The sequence below is a fragment of the Binatus sp. (SeqCode) genome, from assembly GCF_050013435.1.
Classification (GTDB): domain Bacteria; phylum Desulfobacterota; class Binatia; order Binatales; family Binataceae; genus Binatus.
Window position 1 is genome coordinate 1 of the sequence record NZ_JBEKFG010000076.1, and the last position, 16526, is coordinate 16526.

Here is a 16526-nt window from a genome sequence, read left to right on the forward strand (position 1 = left end):
ACGGCACCATCCCGAATCGCCGCGGCAGCCTGAACGTTGACGACGAAGGCACGCCCACTTCGCGCACGGTGCTGATCGAAAAGGGAATCCTGCGCGGCTATCTGCAGGATCGGATGAACGCGCGGCTGATGAAGATGGCGCCCACCGGCAACGGACGGCGCGAGAGCTTTGCACATTCACCGATGCCCCGAATGACCAACACCTTCATGCTCAACGGCCAGTCCACGCCCGAGGAGATAATGAAGTCGGTCAAGAACGGCCTCTATGCGGTCAGCTTCGGCGGCGGACAGGTCGATATTACCAACGGTAAATTTGTTTTCTCCGCGAGCGAGGCTTACCTGATCGAGGACGGCCAGGTGACGCGCCCCGTGAAGGGCGCCACGCTTATCGGCAACGGCCCCGACGTGCTGACCCGGGTCTCAATGGTCGGCAATAACCTCGCGCTCGACGCCGGGGTCGGGACCTGCGGCAAGGACGGCCAATCGGTGCCGGTGGGCGTGGGTCTGCCGACGATTCGAATCGACGGCATAACGGTCGGTGGCACGCGCGCCTGACAATTAGAATGATAGTGAGAATAATCTGATGGCGACGGTTGATATTGAACTCGCCACTTGGGCGCTCGACGAGGCCAGGCGCAAAGGCGCCACCGCGGCGGAAGTTCTGTGCGTGACTGCGGAGTCTCTTTCGGCCGGCGTGCGTATGGGCGAAGTCGAGAAACTCAAGAGTTCCCGCGAGCGGCGGCTGGGTCTGCGCGTATTTTGCGGACAGTCTTCCGCGACCTCATCGACGGCCGAACTGGAGCGCGATTCGCTGGGCGACTTCATCGCGAACACGGTCGAGCTTGCGCGCTTGTCGGCCGCCGATCCGTGGGCGGGATTGCCCGACCCTTCGATGCATCCGAAGTCATTGCCCGAGCTTTCACTGGCGGATCCCGACAGCGGAATAGTGACCGCGGATCGCGCGCTGGAGATCGCGCGTAGCGCCGAGAACGCGGCGCTGAAATTCGATCCGCGCATGAAGAATTCCGAGGGCGCCGAATTCAGCTCCGGGCGCGGCCAGATTCTGTTCGCCAACAGCCAGGGTTTTTCAGGCGAGTATTCCGGCACCTCGTACACGCTGGTGGTGCAGCCGATCGCGCAAGATGGCGGCGCGATGCAACAGGGATTCTGGTACACGTCGAACCGCCGCTTCGGAAAGCTCGAAGATGCGGAGTCGGTCGGAATAACCGCCGCCAGGCGGGCGCTCCGCCGGCTCGGAGCGCGCAAGATCAAGACGATGCGCGCGCCGATCGTCTTCGATCCCGACATGGCTGCTGGATTGATTCGATCGATCGTCAGCGCAGCGTCGGGGCCCTCGTTGTACAAGGGAGCGTCATTCCTGTTGGGACAGTTGGGCAAAACGATTGCCGCTTCCAGCGTCACTATCGTGGACGACGCGCTGATCCCCGGCGGTCTTGGCTCCAAGCCGTTCGACGGCGAGGGCCTGCCGACCTCGCGCAAGAACGTGGTGGACAAGGGCGTGCTCGCGAGCTACCTGCTCGACTGCTACTCGGCGCGCAAGCTCGGTCTGGCGCCCACCGGCAACGCCGCGCGCTCGGTGGGAGAGGCTCCCGGCGTCTCGACGACCAATCTGTACTTGGAGCCCGGCAGCTATACGCCCGCGCAGATAATCGGCTCGGTGAAGCAGGGACTGTACCTGACCGAGACGATAGGATTCGGCGTGAACATGGTCACCGGGGATTATTCGCGCGGGGCGGGCGGAATATGGATTGAGAACGGTGAACTCGCGTATCCGGTGAATGAAATCACCATCGCGGGCAACCTGAAAGATATGATGGCCGGCGTCGAGATGATCGGCAACGACCTCAACTGGCGCTCATCCACGGCTGCGCCGACGATCAAGATAGCCGAGATGACGATCGCGGGCGCCTGAGTGCTTGCGGTGATTTATCAGCGGTATTTCGTCCGCGCTTGACGCAGGCGCGGCTCTGAGATAACAGCTTGTAGGGTTTAAGTACACACCGGCTGTCATATGGCGTAGCTGCAAGGGGAGATGGCTATGAATTTACAGGTCTCGGCGCAGGCCCATGAAAGGCTGTTATCCAGGCTCTCATCGATGGGAATTGCGCGGCCCGCGGCGACCGCGCTTCTCGAGCGGCACATGCTGGTGCGCTATCCCAAAGGCGCGGAGCTGTTCTCGATGGGCTCGCCGGCCGACGTGGTTTTCGCCGTACTGACCGGCCTCGTCAAGGTTTATAGCTCGCGTCCCGGCAGCGACCCAGTGCTGGTCGAGCTCGCCGGTCCCGGCGACCTGGTTGGATATGCCGATTTTGCCGGCGCGGACGGCGGCCGTTCGCAGCAGTTCGGGGCGGCGGCAGCGACCAAATGCTGCGTTGCGCTGTTCACGCGTCATCAGATCTCTGAAGTGCTAAAGGGCCTCGAGCCGGAGGCGCTGCTGGGGATTGCCGAGGCGATCAATTCGATGTGGTCGTCGGTCGCTTACCGCTACATGACGTTTTTGGGAATGTCGCTGCGCAAACGGCTCGAGATTGTTCTGGACGAGCTGGCGAAGCGATTCGGTGTGCCCGACTCGCGCGGAACGCTGCTGTTACCGGAACTCGCGCAGGAAGAACTCGCCGAGATGATTGGCAGCTCGCGCCCGATGGTCAGCAAGCTTCTAACTGAGATGACTGAGCGGGGCCTGCTGATTCGCCAAGGACGGCGCCATATCCTGATCGCTGTTCAGAAACCAGCCGACGCGGCCGCCGTCGCGTGCGAACCCAGGCTGCATCCCGCGTTCGAGCCGACGCCCGCGGCCACGCGCCGAGTGCGCGCGGATCGCCGCACCGTGCGCGGGACGGCTGCGCCGATTGTGCGTATCTAGCCCGTCGCCGTCAGCAAAAGCTGTCGGATAAATGCGTTTGGCTACGAATCTCGCGGTCGGGCGCGGGTCTGCGTAATGTTGCGCCGCAAAAATTCCCTCTTTCTTCCGGACATTGCCTGGAAACATATTGGCGCGTGTCACCGCGGCGGCCGATGGTGGATTTCGTTTTGCCAAATTTTGGAAAGTGGTTACCTTAAACATCAGGGAAAACCGAGCATCAAATGAACGCCAACCGATTCACCGAAAAACTCCAGGAGGCGCTTGGGCGCGCGCAAAATGCTGCGCTCACCGCGCATAATCAGGCCGTCGACGTCGAGCATTTGATAGCGTCGCTGCTCGAAGATGACGAAGGGCTGGCGTCCTCGATCGTGAAGCTGACGGGCGTCGATCGCGACGCGGTCCGCCGCAAGCTCGGCGCTGAACTCGCCAAAATCCCGCAAGTAACCGGCGGCGGCTCTGACAGCGGGCAAGTTTACGCGACCCAGCGCCTGGGCCGGGTGCTGGCGCGCGCAGAGCAGGAGGCGGGCAAGCTCAAAGACGAGTACGTATCGGTCGAGCACGTGTTGATCGCGATGCTCGATGAGCCCGGCGCCGCTTCGAAAATTCTGCGCGAAGCAGGTTTGACCCACGACAAGCTGATGGCCGTGCTCAAGAAGGTCCGCGGCAACCAGCGCGTCACCTCGTCAAATCCCGAGGCGACCTACCAGTCGCTGGAAAAATACGGCCGCGACCTGACCAAGCTCGCGTCGGCCGGCAAGATCGATCCGGTGATAGGACGCGACGAAGAAATTCGACGCGTGATCCAGGTCCTCTCGCGCCGCACCAAGAACAACCCGGTGCTGATCGGCGAGCCGGGGGTCGGCAAGACCGCGATCGTCGAGGGTCTCGCCCGGCGAATCGTCGCGGGCGACGTGCCCGAGGGTCTCAAGAATCGCAAGCTGGTCGCGCTCGACATGGGAGCGCTGATAGCGGGCGCCAAATTCCGCGGCGAGTTCGAGGAACGGCTGAAAGCCGTGTTGAAGGAAGTGCAGGAAGCCGCGGGCGAGATAATTCTGTTCATCGACGAGTTGCATACCGTCGTCGGCGCGGGCGCGGCTGAAGGTGCGATGGATGCGTCGAACCTGCTCAAGCCCATGCTGGCGCGCGGCGAACTGCATTGCATCGGCGCGACCACGCTCGACGAGTACCGCAAGTATATCGAGAAAGACGCCGCGCTGGAGCGGCGCTTTCAGCCGGTGATGGTCGAGGAGCCCAGCGTCGAGGACACCATCTCGATTCTGCGCGGGCTCAAGGAACGCTACGAGGTCCATCACGGAATTCGAATCAAGGACGCCGCGCTGGTGACGGCCGCGGTGCTGTCGAAACGCTACATCACCGATCGATTCCTGCCCGACAAGGCGATCGACCTGATGGATGAAGCGGCGGCCAAGCTGCGCACCGAGAAGGAATCGATGCCGGTCGAGATCGACGAGGTCAATCGGCGCGTGATGCAGCTGGAAATCGAGCGCGAGGCGCTCAAGCGCGAGACCGATCAGTCCTCGCGCGATCGGCTGCAGAAACTCGAGAAGGAGCTGGCCGAGATCAAGGAAAAACGGGCGGGCCTGCAGGCGCAGTGGGAAACCGAAACGGGCGGACTCGAGAAACTCGCGAAAATTAAAGCCGAGATCGAACAAACCAGGCTTGCGATCGAAAAAGCCAAGCGCGAGTACGACCTCAACAAGGTCGCGGAGCTGCAGTACGGCACGCTCGCGTCGCTCGAGAAGGAACTCGGCGCCGAAGAGCATAAGCTCATCGAGAAGCACTCCGGCGGCAAGCGCTTGATCAAGGAAGAAGTGGACGAGGACGATATCGCCGAAGTCGTCGCGCGATGGACCAAAATTCCGGTCTCGCGGCTGCTCGAAGGCGAGGTGCAGAAGCTCGCGCATCTCGAGGAGCATCTGCACAAACGCGTGATCGGCCAGGACGAAGCGGTGATCGCGGTTTCCGACGCGGTAATTCGCGCTCGCTCCGGACTCAAGGATCCCAACCGCCCGATCGGGTCCTTCATTTTTCTCGGTCCCACCGGCGTGGGCAAGACCGAACTGGCGCGCGCGCTGGCCGAGTTCCTGTTCGACAGCGAAGCCGCGATGATCCGGATCGACATGTCCGAGTACATGGAGAAGCACACCGTCTCGCGGCTGGTCGGCGCGCCTCCGGGCTATGTCGGCTTCGACGAGGGCGGGCAACTGACGGAAGCCGTGCGGCGCCGCCCGTACTCGGTGATCCTGTTCGACGAGATCGAAAAAGCGCACGCCGACGTGTTCAACGTGCTGCTGCAATTGCTCGACGACGGCCGGCTCACCGACGGTCACGGGCGCACGGTCGATTTCCGCAACACCGTTGTGATCATGACGTCGAATATCGCCAGCCAGATTATTCTCGGCTTCAAGGGACAGGACTACGAGAAGATGAAGGTGCAGGCCCTCGAGGTCTTGCGTCAGAGTTTCAGGCCCGAGTTTCTCAACCGGGTTGACGAGGTCGTCGTGTTCCATCCGCTGACCCGCGAAGAGCTCCGCCAAATCGTTGATGTGCAACTGGTGCGGCTGCGCGCGCGGCTCGAGGAGCGCAAGATCGAGCTCGAATTGACCGACAAGGCGCGCGATTATCTGGCCGAGCATGGCTACGATCCGTCGTACGGGGCGCGCCCGCTGAAACGGCTTATCCAGCGCGAGCTCGAGACGGCGCTGGGGCGGAAATTGCTCGCGGGGGAGATTCGCGACAGTTCGCGGGTCACGGTCGATGCCGGCGCTCGAGGTCTGGGGTTCTCGAGCCAGCCGCTGGCCAGTGCCACCTAGTGCTACTTTTGCCTTCGGCATGAGAAGGCGGGTATGCTCAGCGGATTGTCGTAAAGAAGCAGAGCCGGGAGATTTTGAGAAACGTGATTGGTCTGCCTGCCAGGGTGATTCGCGCCGGAGGATTGATGCTTGCCGCTGCGATTGCGATCGCAGCGATGCCGGCGCCGGCTACTTGTTTCCCGTGGAGTATCGACATGTACCGCGGGCCGGAGATTCAGCCGTTTGCCGAGGCGCCGCGGGTCACTCCGGCGGACACGATTCCGGTTCATGGCGGAGAACCGTCTATGAGCCTCGACCAGGCGGCGATCAAGATGCACAACCCTTTGCAGGCGACGCCGGAAAATCTCGCCAAGGGGAAACAGCAGTTCAATACCTACTGCGCGCCGTGTCACGGAGAATCGGCTCAGGGTAACGGTCCCGTCGCGCACATCCTGGCAAAGCCTCCGAAAAGCCTGCTGGATGGCGCGATCAAGGATCGTCCCGACGGCTACATCTACGGCGTGATCCGCGACGGTGTCCTGTCGAGCCCCTCCTACGCGCAAGAGCTGTCCGTGGAGCAGCGCTGGCAGGTCGTGACGTACCTCCGATCGATGCAGAGTGCAGCGGCCGCAAAAGCCAGGCTCGCAGGCAACTGACGCTGGCCGCAGCGCCCAGTGACGGCGTCGTACAATCGCGATCCGAAGAGGTGCTTTCGGTCGTCGATTCAAACCGGTTTAATTGAGCGTCGATTCCGGAGCTTGGCGCGGCCCGTTAGATATTGATTATCATTCTCAGTTAGGCTACCTCTAAACAACCCCGGTCATCGCGGTGGAACTTTCCCGAGGCGGCGACGTATAGCAAAGGGCGATGTGGATCGAGGAGTTGCGATGCCAACGATAAAGATCGGCGGCGTGTTGATGCTTGCGATCGCGACTGTAAGATTTGATCGCGTGGCGCGAAGATTGAGTTCGTCTTTAAACCCCGCCGGGTCGCAGGCGGTGAATCGCCCCGACTGGGCCAATCCAACGCGCCGAGAAGCGAACGGTTTTCCGAATAGCCCGGCGTGAGGAACCCCGATGCGAACAAAGTCTCTTCGGATGATTCTTGTGTCGCTCAGTCTATTGAGCGTTCCCGCGTACGTAAGAGCCGAGGTCATGTCGCTTCAGCAGGTCGTAGCCGAGGTTCAAACTCAAAATCCGCAGGTTCGCGGGGCACTTCATCGATGGGAATCGGCAAGTCACCAGATAATTCAAAACTACACGCCCGCGGATCCGCAGTTCACGTTTCTGGATTCAGACAGCCCTAATTATTGGCTTGGCAGCGGCACCGATCTTCACAATGTAACGGTCACTCAATCGTTGCAGTTTCCTGGCAAGGGTCTGCTCCAGGGCCAAGAGGCGAAACGGACTGCCCAGATCGCGCGGCTGACCTACTTCGCCGCTGTTCGCGACATCAAAGCACAGGCGGAAACCGGCTATTATCAGCTCCAGCTCGATAACGCCCTGATAGATCTCTTCACCGAAAACGTCGCGAACCTTGAGCGAGTTCAGAAGGTAACCCAAATCGCGTATGCGGCGAGCATGGTAACCCAGGGCGACTACATTAACAGCCAGTTCGCACTCGAAGCAGACCGGGAGACGCTGCGTCAGGGACGAGTTACGGTTGCAAACGATAAGACTGCCCTGAATATCTTACTTGCCCGGCGACCGGACGAGCCATTGGAAGTCGATCGTGCCTTCGACCTTGCGCCCTTCGAAACCAGTCTCGATGAGATCGTCGCGCGCGCGATTGCCGCCCGTCAGGAGATTCTCCAGGCCGCCCTCAGCCAGCAAAATCAGAGTACCGCGCTGACACTTGCGCGTCTCGAATACGCCCCCGACTATTCGCTGGGTTTCACCTTTGATCATTACCTGATTGCCAGTTGGGCGCCGGCGCTGAATCACACAGAAGACTACAGCTTTACGATAGGCTTCAACGTGCCGATTTTCTTCTGGGCCAAGAACGAAGACATCGCGAAGGCCCATCAGAATCTGGAGGCCGCCAAAGAAGACCTCTCGTCGATCCGCATCCAGACCGCGGGGCAAGTCACCACGCTCTATCGCCAGACACTTCGCTCGCGCGAAACCGCGCTCCTGTATAGAGATACGCTTATTCCACTCGCACGTCAGGCGTTCGAGGTCATGATAGTCTCGTACCAGAACGGCAAGGTTGATTTTAACACGCTCATATCGGCGTTCCGTCAGGAAAGCAATTCAAGGGCCACATATCTGCAGGCCGTGAATCAGCTATTGGCGGGGAAAGTGGCTATTGAGCAGGCCGCCGGAGGAAATCTCCAATGATTTTGATCGGGCTTTCCTGGCCGCGGCTACTGGTCACTTCATTACTCGCAGTAATTTCGAGCGCGAGTTACCTGCTGGCAGCAAATCAAGTTCCGGCCGGCGAAGTTTCGCTGGAGCAGGCGATCGGAGCGCCGTTGCATCAATGAGCCGGCGCTACTTCAATCCCATCGCGATCGCCGCGCTGGCAGCCGTCATCGCCGCCGCATTTTCGGTCGGTGGATGCCACAGCGACTCGGCCGGCAGCGCCGCCGCGGTTCCTGAAGCAACCCCCGCGGTGCGGCTGGTTCGGCAGCAGGGGCTTGAGATGCTTCAGTTCAATGCCGCCGACGTCCCCGGTCTGGTGATGGTGCAGGTGCGCAATGCCGAGCTGCCCGGCCTCCTGGAAGCATCCGGGCAAATCACCTACGACGATCGCAGTGTCTCCACGATCGTTTCGCGGGTGCAGGGGCGAATCGAGCAAACGCGCGTCTCGCTGTGGGACAACGTTCAGCGCGGCGAAAAAATCCTCGCGCTCTACAGCCCCGACTTCATGACCGCGGAGGCCGAGTATCTCCAGGCCCGCGAGTCCTCACATCCAGGGGCGGCGCCCGGCGTTGGGGCTTCGTCGGATTTTGCCGGCGCACTATTGCTGGCTGCCAAACGGAAACTGCAATTTTTGGGAATGAGCGATGCCGACATCCAGGCGATCAAGGCGCCCGATCCCACGGTCTGGATGCGCGCGCCGATCAGCGGCACCGTCGTCGACAACAAAGCGCAGCGCGGGACAGCGGTTAATCCGGGCGACGTACTTTTTTCGCTCGGCACGCTCGGCGACGTCTGGATCACCGCTGACATCTACGAGGACGATCTCGCACGCGTGCGCGTTGGCCAGCAGCTGTCGGCGGTGACGACCGCTTTTCCCGATGAAGTGTTCAAGGGGGTGATCGCGCGCATCAGTCCGAATATCGATCCCGCCACGCACACGCTTCAGATACGCTGCGAAGTGAAAAATCCCGGCGGCATGCTCAAGCCGCAGATGCTGGCGAAGGTGACCATCGTCACGCGGCCCGGCAATGCGCTGGTAATCCCCCAGGACGCCCTCGTATTCGACATTGACAACTATTACGCGTTCGTCGAGGTGAGCCCGGGCATGTTCGAGCATCGCAAAGTCTCGATCGCGTCGTGGAGCCGCGTCGGTTCCGCACGTGTTGTCTCCGGGCTCAAGGACGGCGACCGCGTGGTCAGCGGCGAAACCCTACAGGTGAACGCGCTATGGCACGAGGCTCACGGGGAAAGTTCATAGACCGGGCGGGATTGCTGGTCGCAACGGGGATCCTTGGCTAAGCGATGATTCGATCATTGATGGCGCTGGCGTTGCGCGAGCGGGTTGTCGTAATCGGCATCGCGCTGATGCTGCTGCTGGCCGGCGCCTTTTCGTTCTCGCAACTGGACATCGAGGCGTATCCGGATCCGGTTCAGCCGCTGGTCGAAGTACTGACGCTCCCCAATGGTCTCAGCGCCGAAGAAGTCGAAAAGCTGGTCACGGTGCCGACCGAATACGGTTTGGGCGGGATGCGCAATCTGGAGGCGATGCGCTCGATCTCGCTGTACGGACTGTCGGACATTCGCTGCTACTTCTCTTGGGACAGTGACTACTACTGGGACCGCATTGAGACCATCAATCGGCTGTCGTTTCTCACCCTGCCGCAGGGCGTGACGCCCGGAATTTCGCCCGAGAATCCTATCGGCGAAATTTATCGCTACACCGTCGAGAGTCCCGATCACGATCTGACCAACGAGAAGACAATCGAGGACTGGGTACTCGAAAAGCAGATTCGCACGGTGCCGGGAGTCGAGGACGTTTCGGGTTTCGGCGGATTGACGAAACAGTTCCAGGTCGAGGTCGATCCGCACAAGCTCAACTACTACCAGATTCCGCTGTCCACCTTGATCGCGGCGCTGCAGAACTCGAACACCAACTCCGGCGGCAACTATATGAGCGTCGGCGAGCAGGCTTTCGACGTCCGCGGGCTGGGCTTTTTCCGCAGTCTCGACGACATCCGCAACGTCGTGCTCAACGCCAGCAAGTCCACTCCGATCAAAGTATCGAACGTCGCCAATGTCGATGTCGGCTACGCGCCGCGGCTCGGAATCGTCGGCAAGGACAATCAAAACGAGGTCGTCACCGGCATTGTCCTGATGCGCAAGTACGGCAACACGATCGCAACGCTCAAGGGGGTCGAGGCCAAGGTCCAGGAACTCAACACCACGGGCATCCTGCCCAAGGGCTACAAGGTCGTGCCGTATTACGACCGCACGCAACTGGTCGACACCACGCTTCACACGGTGATCGAGAATCTCACCATCGGGATGGCGCTGGTCTTTCTGGTGCTGGTTTTTTTTCTCGGCAACCTGCGCGCGGCAATCATAGCCGCGGTGAACATCCCGCTCGCGCTATGCGGGGCGTTCGCTCTGATGCACGCGACGGGTACGCCCGCCAATCTCATTTCTCTGGGCGCGATCGACTTCGGCATCATCATCGATACCACGGTCATCGTGATGGAAAATATCGAGCGCCACCTCACCGCGTCCGAACGCTCGAGCGAGAGTTATTGGAGTCGAATTTTGGCTGCCGCGCAGGAAGTTGGCGGCCCGATGTTCTTCTCGACCTTGATTTTCGTAATCGCATTCCTGCCTCTGTTCACGATGCGGGGCGTCGAAGGCGCGATCTTCTCACCGATGTCGCACACCTACGCGTTCGCGCTGGCCACCGCGATTCTGCTGGCGGTCACGTTGTCGCCGGTGCTCTCTTCGTACTTCTTTGCCAGGGGGATGCGCACAATTCACAACCCCATCTGGCAGGGTATCTCATCCTTCTACCACGGGCTGTTTGTCCGCGTCCTGCGCTGGCCGCGGTTGACGTTGACCGTGGTTGTCCTGATGGTGGCGGGCGCGCTGTCGCTGTTCCCGCTGCTCGGCGGGCAGTTTCTGCCCAAGCTTGAAGAAGGGAACATTTGGGCGCACGCGACGATGCCGCTGACTATCTCACTCGAACACGGCGCCAAGCTGTGCAATCAGATGCGCGCCGTCTTCAAGAGCTTTCCGGAGGTCACTTCGGTTGTGTCGCAGCTCGGCCGCCCCGACGACGGCACCGAGACCACGGGTTTTTTCAACATTGAATTCGCGGTCGATCTCAAACCGGACCGCCAATGGCCCGCGGGGATCGACAAGGAGAAGCTCGTCAAATCGATCGACGACAAGCTGACCCGGACGTTTCCCGGCGTAAGCTTCAGTTACTCGCAAAACATCGAAGACAACATCGACGAAGCGCTCTCGGGGGTAAAAGCTGGCGAAAACGCAATCAAGGTCTTCGGGCCGGACCTGGCGACCGATGAACGAATCGCCAACGACATCAGGGAATCCCTGGGCGGAGTTCCCGGAGTCGTCGATCAACTGGTTCTGCGCTCGATGGGACAGCCCAATTTGCAAATCACCCCGGATCGCGCCGCTTGCGCGCGTTATGGCCTCAATGTCGGCGACATCGGCGCCGTCGTGCAGGCGGCAATCGGCGGACAGGCGGTCACGCAAGTACTCGACGGCGACCGGCGCTTCGACCTTGTAGTGCGATGGAAGCCGGAGTATCGCGAGAGCCTCGACGCGGTCCGCCAGATCCGTGTCAACCTGCCGGCCGGCGGTCAAATTCCGCTCGACCAGATCGCCAAAATCGAAACTGCCGAAGGCGCTTCGTTCATTTACCGCGAGGCGCTCCAGCGCTACGTGCCGGTCCGATTTTCGGTTCGCAACCGCGATTTGCAGAGCACCGTCGAAGAGGCCAAGCGGCGAATCAAGAAGGAAGTCCATCTTCCCGAAGGCGTGTATCTGCAATGGTCTGGCGAGTACGGTGAGCTTCAGGCGGCCAATCGCCGGCTCATGATCGTCGTGCCGTTCGCGCTGTTGCTCATCGCCGGTGTCCTTTACGGCGCCACGCAATCGCTCGTCGATACCTTCATCATCATGGCGCAGATTCCGGTCGCGTGTCTCGGCGGAGTCCTCGCGTTGATTATCACCGGCACATCGTTCAGTGTGTCGGCGGGCGTCGGCTTCATTTCGATTTTTGGAATCGCCGTGATGGACGGCATCCTGCTGAGCTTCTACATTCGCCGCTTGTGGGACGAAGGCCATCCGTTTATCGAGTCGATAATCACCGGCTCCGACCGTCGCCTGCGCGCCACGATGATGACCGATTTGGTTGACGCACTTGGCCTTCTGCCTGCGGCGATATCGACCCGAATCGGCGCGCAGACACAGCGGCCGCTGGCGATCGTCGTCATCGGAGGCGCGCTGGCGATCATGCTGCTCACACGAATCTTGCAGCCTGTGCTGATCTATCTGTGCCATCGCCAGTTGCGGATTGCCGATCAGAACCGCCCGCCGCTGACACAGCCGATCGAAGCCGATCTTCCGGACTGATACGGCGAACCGCTGCGCTTGCCCATAGCCAGGCCTCGCCGCGCACCTCGAACCGTGGTAAACGGGCGCAAGGAGGATCTGGACGATGGAATTCGAGATGCTCGCGAGCGGCTACGGCCTGCTCGAAGCGCCGCGCGTCGATGATCTCGGCCGTCTCTATTTCAGTGACATCCCCAACGGCGGCGTTTACCGGCGCAATCCCGGCGGCAACGTCGAAACGCTGATCCCCAAGCGCAAGGGCGTCGGCGGAATGATTTTCAACGCCAGCGGCGGCCTCGTGCTCACCGGCCGCGGCCTGATTCATTGGGATGAGAAGACCGGCCGCAGCCGCGATCTGTTCGTCGCTTGGGGAGGCAAGCCCGTCGGCATGAACGATCTTACCACCGACGATCACGGCAGCATTTACACCGGGACCATCAACTTCGATCCGCTGAGCAACGAGCAGCCGATTCCGGGCAGCCTGTTCCGCATCGATCCTCCCGGCCGCGCGGTGAAGTTGTGGGACGGCATCGAGGTCAGCAACGGGCTCGGCCTCAGCCCCGACAGAAAACACCTGTATCATTCGGATTCCCCCACCGGCGCGGTCTGGGTTTACGACGTCACTCACGAACGCGGCGTCAAGGACCGCCGCATCTTTGCCAGGATGCCCGCGGGATTGCCCGACGGGCTGGCGGTCGATGCGCAAGGCGGCGTGTGGGTTGCGGCTTTCCGCGCCGGCGAGGTCGTCCATTTCTTGAAGGACGGCGCCGTAGCCGAGCGAATCAAATTGCCGGCCACGATGGTGACCAGCCTGGTCTTCGGAGGCCGCGACATGCGTGATCTCTACGTCGTGACCGCCGACAACACCAACGATCCAAATCTCAAGGGAACGATTTTCCGCGCGCGCGCCGACGTGCCCGGCCTGCCCGTGCCGAAAGCGAACTTCTAGTTTTTCACCGTTTAGTTCTCGACCGCAGCCCGGGCCACGAATCGATCTTCCGACGACTGCGCGCGCGATCCAGCCAGCAGTGCGCCCGCCGCGATCGTCAATGCGAACGCGCCAACCCGCATCGCAGCGGCCATCGAACCCGCCGGCAATCGTTCGCCGAACACGATCATCCCGCCGGCGATCGGTACGATGTTCGACAACGCTCCCGACAGCGGCATAGCTATTATCCCGCGCGCTGAATGAAACGAGTTCTGCAACAGGACAATCCCGACGATGTTGGCGACGATCAGGCCGTACACGTAAGGATTCGACGCGATTCGAAGCGCGAGCGAAGCGGCGGCGCCGGCGGTGAACTCTTCGGTCATCGCCTTGGTGAACAATCCCCCAAGGCCGAACGCGACGCCGGATAGAATCGCCGCCGCGGCGCCGCTGGCGTTGAGCCGTGCGACGGCCATCGGCGCGAGCCCCGCGGCCATCAGCAACGCGGAAAACATCAGCAGCGTTGCTGGTTCGAACGCGCCTTCGGTCTCGCCGCCCTCAAGCGACAGCGTAAGCATCAGCATCCCGAGCACGATCGCGCCGATGCCGACCCATTCGCGCCGATTCGCCCGCTCGCCAAGAATCACCACCGAGGCGATTACGAACAGCGCGATTCCGCCCTGCATCATCACCGCCACCATCGATACCGGCGCCTTCGACACCGCAATCACGTAAAGCGCCCAGCCCGCGGTCTGCACGCCGAGTCCGCCGATCCACATGGGATCGCAAATCCAGACGACGATCGCGCGGATCAGGTTGGCGCCGGCTGCCATTGGCAGATGCGTCGAGCGGCTCTTCATCATCAGCAGGCCCAGCGCCATCAGCACGCTGGCGACGATCGCGATGGACAGGTAGAGGATCACCGCGTTCAGTTATTCACTTCGCGCATTGCGCCGCTTCGGATCACCTTGAACTTGCGTCCGGCCCACGTCACTTTGTTGCTGAGCAGGCTGGTAAACCACACCCCGGTCATTATCAGGTCCTTGATCGGAACCAACCACAACTCGCTCAGCATCTCGGGCATCTTGAGCACGCGGCCGACGATTGCCGCCGACATCGCGAGCCGCGCCGCAACTACCAGCACCAATGCCGCAAAAGCCGCGGCGCTGCCGCGTGTGACCGCCAGCAGCATCAGCGCCCAGAACGGGCCGTGCGTCACGATTGTCGCGATGCTGATCGGGCGCACGAAGCGGTAGGTGCGCGCCCAGCGGAGCTGATGATGCCAGAATTCAGCGAAGTTCTTTTCCTCGCACGTCAGCGTGACCAGCGAATCGGACAGTTTGATCTCGTAACCCTGCGCATTGGTGAAGTTGCCCAGGTAGAAGTCGTCGGCGAGCATGTCCTTGACCGCGCGGAATCCGCCCGCGGCCTCCAGCACCCGGCGTTTGATGGCGATCGTCGCGCCGAGTGCATAATGCATCGGCTCGATCATTTCGGCGAGCAGAATCTGCGGTAGAAAATCGGTGTTGACGTAGAGCGCCTCCAGCCGCGACGCGAATGAGCCGCCCGGGCGCGCCCGATACGCGCAGGTCACGATGCCGATTTTCTCGCCGGAGTTCAGTTCGCCGACAATCCGCTTGAGGTAGTCGCGATCGACGGATACATCGGCGTCGCTCAGTACGAACACTTCGGCCTTCTCGGCCCGATCCGCCATCTTCACCAGTTTCGCGATCTTGTGGTTGCTGCAGCCGGGCTCTTCGCCAACGATCAGCGTGATGCTCGCGTGCTGGTAGCGTTGGCGGAGTGCGACCGGAACTTCGGCGGCCGTATCCTCATAGTTCTCGACGCCAAAATAAAAGTCAGCCCGCGGGTACGCGATTTCCAGAAAGCTGATCAGGTTGGCCGCCAGCGAATTGCTGGTCCCATGCAGCGGCTTCAGCACTGCCACGCGCGGTGGAATCTTGGGGATCGGGAGCGGGGGAGAAGTCGTGCGCCGCGCGAACTTGATCGCAGCGACGGTCGCGGCGGCGTAGTAGATCACCGACACGCACACGGCCGCAGCCGGTAAAGCCATCCAGATTGTCATCGAATTATTCGCGCGGCAATTTGGCCCGGCGCGACAGATGGCGCCACAGACATTCTTGCTGCCGACCTCGCGCCGGCCGTTTGCTCGCGCCTGGAATTCGCCGTCAGGCCGGCGCCTGCTGAGCCGTCTGATGCCGTCGCTGGCGCATCGTCGAGAAAAACTGCCGCCCCTCGTTCAGCATCCGCCTGGTCTCTTCCATCGACGTCATCATCTTCTTGACCGATTTGAAGATGTACTTCGGGCGGAAGTAGAAGCTGCGATAAAAGCGCTCGACCGCGCCGTAAATCTCCTCGTTGCTCAGGCCCGGATAGGTGATCGTGCACTTCTGATAGCCGGATTCATCGAGCAGCGGATCGACCGCCAGAAATCCGTTCTGGGTTACGTAGTCGAACAACTCCGTGCCCGGGTACGGCGACGCGAGCGACACCTGGATCGTCTCGCAGTCCATCTCGCGCGCGAACCGGATCGATTCCTCGATCGTCTCCTTGTTCTCGCCGGGAAGTCCCAGGATAAAAGTCCCGTGAATCAGGATCCCCAGCTCATGGCAATCCTTGGTGAAGCGCCGCGCGCGATCGAGTCCGACCCCCTTCTTGATATTCTTCAAAATCTGCGCGTTGCCCGACTCGTAGCCGACCACGAACAGCCGCAGCCCGCCGTCCTTCATGATCTTCAGCGTTTCATAGTCGACGTTGGCGCGTGAATTAGTGGACCACGTGATTCCCAGTGGCTTCAGCAGCTGCGCGATTTTGCGCGCGCGGGCCGGGTCGGCGGTGAAGGTGTCGTCGTCGAAGAACAGTTCCTTCATCTTCGGGAACTTCGACTTCATAGCCGCCACTTCCTCGTACACATTCTCCGGGCTGCGCACGCGATAGCGATGCCCCTGCGTGACCTGCGGCCACAGGCAGAACGTGCATCGCGCCGGGCATCCGCGCCCGGTGTACATCGACACGTACGGATATTGGCAGTACGGGCTGTTGTACTTCAGGTAGTCGAGGTTCTTTTCATATACCTCGGTGACGAACGGCAACTTGTCGAGTTCCTCGTCGGTG

At 61.2% G+C, this 16526-nt stretch carries 12 protein-coding genes; 9 read left to right on the top strand and 3 right to left on the bottom strand.

Annotation, left to right across the window (positions count from 1 at the left end; genetic code table 11):
* The 9 genes from ABSB13_RS13945 to ABSB13_RS13985 all read left to right on the top strand — a co-directional run.
* Positions 1 to 554, top strand: a 554-nt coding sequence (locus ABSB13_RS13945; protein ID WP_428109560.1) for a metallopeptidase TldD-related protein, incomplete at its 5' end; no start/stop codon positions are given.
* Between the two features lie 28 nt (positions 555 to 582).
* The gene (locus ABSB13_RS13950; RefSeq protein ID WP_428109563.1) at positions 583 to 1932 is read left to right on the top strand and encodes a TldD/PmbA family protein; all 1350 of its coding nucleotides are present in this window, start codon (positions 583 to 585) and stop codon (positions 1930 to 1932) included.
* Positions 1933 to 2058: 126 nt separating this feature from the next.
* Positions 2059 to 2883, top strand: a complete 825-nt coding sequence (locus tag ABSB13_RS13955) for a Crp/Fnr family transcriptional regulator (RefSeq protein WP_428109565.1) — start codon at positions 2059 to 2061, stop codon at positions 2881 to 2883.
* Between the two features lie 221 nt (positions 2884 to 3104).
* Complete coding sequence (clpB, locus tag ABSB13_RS13960) at positions 3105 to 5717, top strand: ATP-dependent chaperone ClpB (RefSeq protein ID WP_428109567.1); 2613 nt, start codon at positions 3105 to 3107, stop codon at positions 5715 to 5717.
* An 83-nt stretch (positions 5718 to 5800) separates the two neighbouring features.
* A complete protein-coding gene (locus ABSB13_RS13965) occupies positions 5801 to 6352 on the top strand; it encodes a c-type cytochrome (RefSeq protein WP_428109570.1) in 552 nt (183 codons plus the stop codon).
* 498 nt (positions 6353 to 6850) lie between these two features.
* Positions 6851 to 8035: a TolC family protein gene (locus ABSB13_RS13970; protein WP_428109572.1), complete on the top strand. Its 1185-nt coding sequence runs from the start codon at positions 6851 to 6853 to the stop codon at positions 8033 to 8035.
* Between the two features lie 142 nt (positions 8036 to 8177).
* Positions 8178 to 9317, top strand: coding sequence for an efflux RND transporter periplasmic adaptor subunit (locus ABSB13_RS13975; protein ID WP_428109575.1), 1140 nt, complete (start codon positions 8178 to 8180; stop codon positions 9315 to 9317).
* A 44-nt stretch (positions 9318 to 9361) separates the two neighbouring features.
* Complete coding sequence (locus tag ABSB13_RS13980; protein ID WP_428109578.1) at positions 9362 to 12484, top strand: efflux RND transporter permease subunit; 3123 nt, start codon at positions 9362 to 9364, stop codon at positions 12482 to 12484.
* An 85-nt stretch (positions 12485 to 12569) separates the two neighbouring features.
* A complete protein-coding gene (locus tag ABSB13_RS13985) occupies positions 12570 to 13412 on the top strand; it encodes an SMP-30/gluconolactonase/LRE family protein (protein ID WP_428109580.1) in 843 nt (280 codons plus the stop codon).
* An 11-nt stretch (positions 13413 to 13423) separates the two neighbouring features.
* On the opposite strand, the gene ABSB13_RS13990 is transcribed toward ABSB13_RS13985, so the two are convergent.
* From ABSB13_RS13990 to ABSB13_RS14000, 3 genes are all read right to left on the bottom strand, one after another.
* Positions 13424 to 14314, bottom strand: a complete 891-nt coding sequence (locus ABSB13_RS13990; RefSeq protein WP_428109582.1) for an EamA family transporter — start codon at positions 14312 to 14314, stop codon at positions 13424 to 13426.
* Between the two features lie 5 nt (positions 14315 to 14319).
* Positions 14320 to 15465 carry a bacteriohopanetetrol glucosamine biosynthesis glycosyltransferase HpnI gene (hpnI, locus tag ABSB13_RS13995; protein WP_428109585.1) on the bottom strand — a complete coding sequence of 382 codons (1146 nt, stop codon included), beginning with the start codon at positions 15463 to 15465 and terminating at the stop codon, positions 14320 to 14322.
* Between the two features lie 115 nt (positions 15466 to 15580).
* Positions 15581 to 16526 (bottom strand): radical SAM protein (locus ABSB13_RS14000; protein ID WP_428109587.1); only part of this gene is annotated, 946 nt, incomplete at its 5' end.

Coding starts and splice junctions, on each gene's coding strand:
- ABSB13_RS13950 (WP_428109563.1), top strand. CDS start 583: ATGGCGACGGTTGATATTGAACTCGCCACTTGGGCGCTCGACGAGGCC.
- ABSB13_RS13955 (WP_428109565.1), top strand. CDS start 2,059: ATGAATTTACAGGTCTCGGCGCAGGCCCATGAAAGGCTGTTATCCAGG.
- clpB (WP_428109567.1), top strand. CDS start 3,105: ATGAACGCCAACCGATTCACCGAAAAACTCCAGGAGGCGCTTGGGCGC.
- ABSB13_RS13970 (WP_428109572.1), top strand. CDS start 6,851: ATGTCGCTTCAGCAGGTCGTAGCCGAGGTTCAAACTCAAAATCCGCAG.
- ABSB13_RS13975 (WP_428109575.1), top strand. CDS start 8,178: ATGAGCCGGCGCTACTTCAATCCCATCGCGATCGCCGCGCTGGCAGCC.
- ABSB13_RS13980 (WP_428109578.1), top strand. CDS start 9,362: ATGATTCGATCATTGATGGCGCTGGCGTTGCGCGAGCGGGTTGTCGTA.
- ABSB13_RS13985 (WP_428109580.1), top strand. CDS start 12,570: ATGGAATTCGAGATGCTCGCGAGCGGCTACGGCCTGCTCGAAGCGCCG.
- hpnI (WP_428109585.1), bottom strand. CDS start 15,465: ATGGCTTTACCGGCTGCGGCCGTGTGCGTGTCGGTGATCTACTACGCC.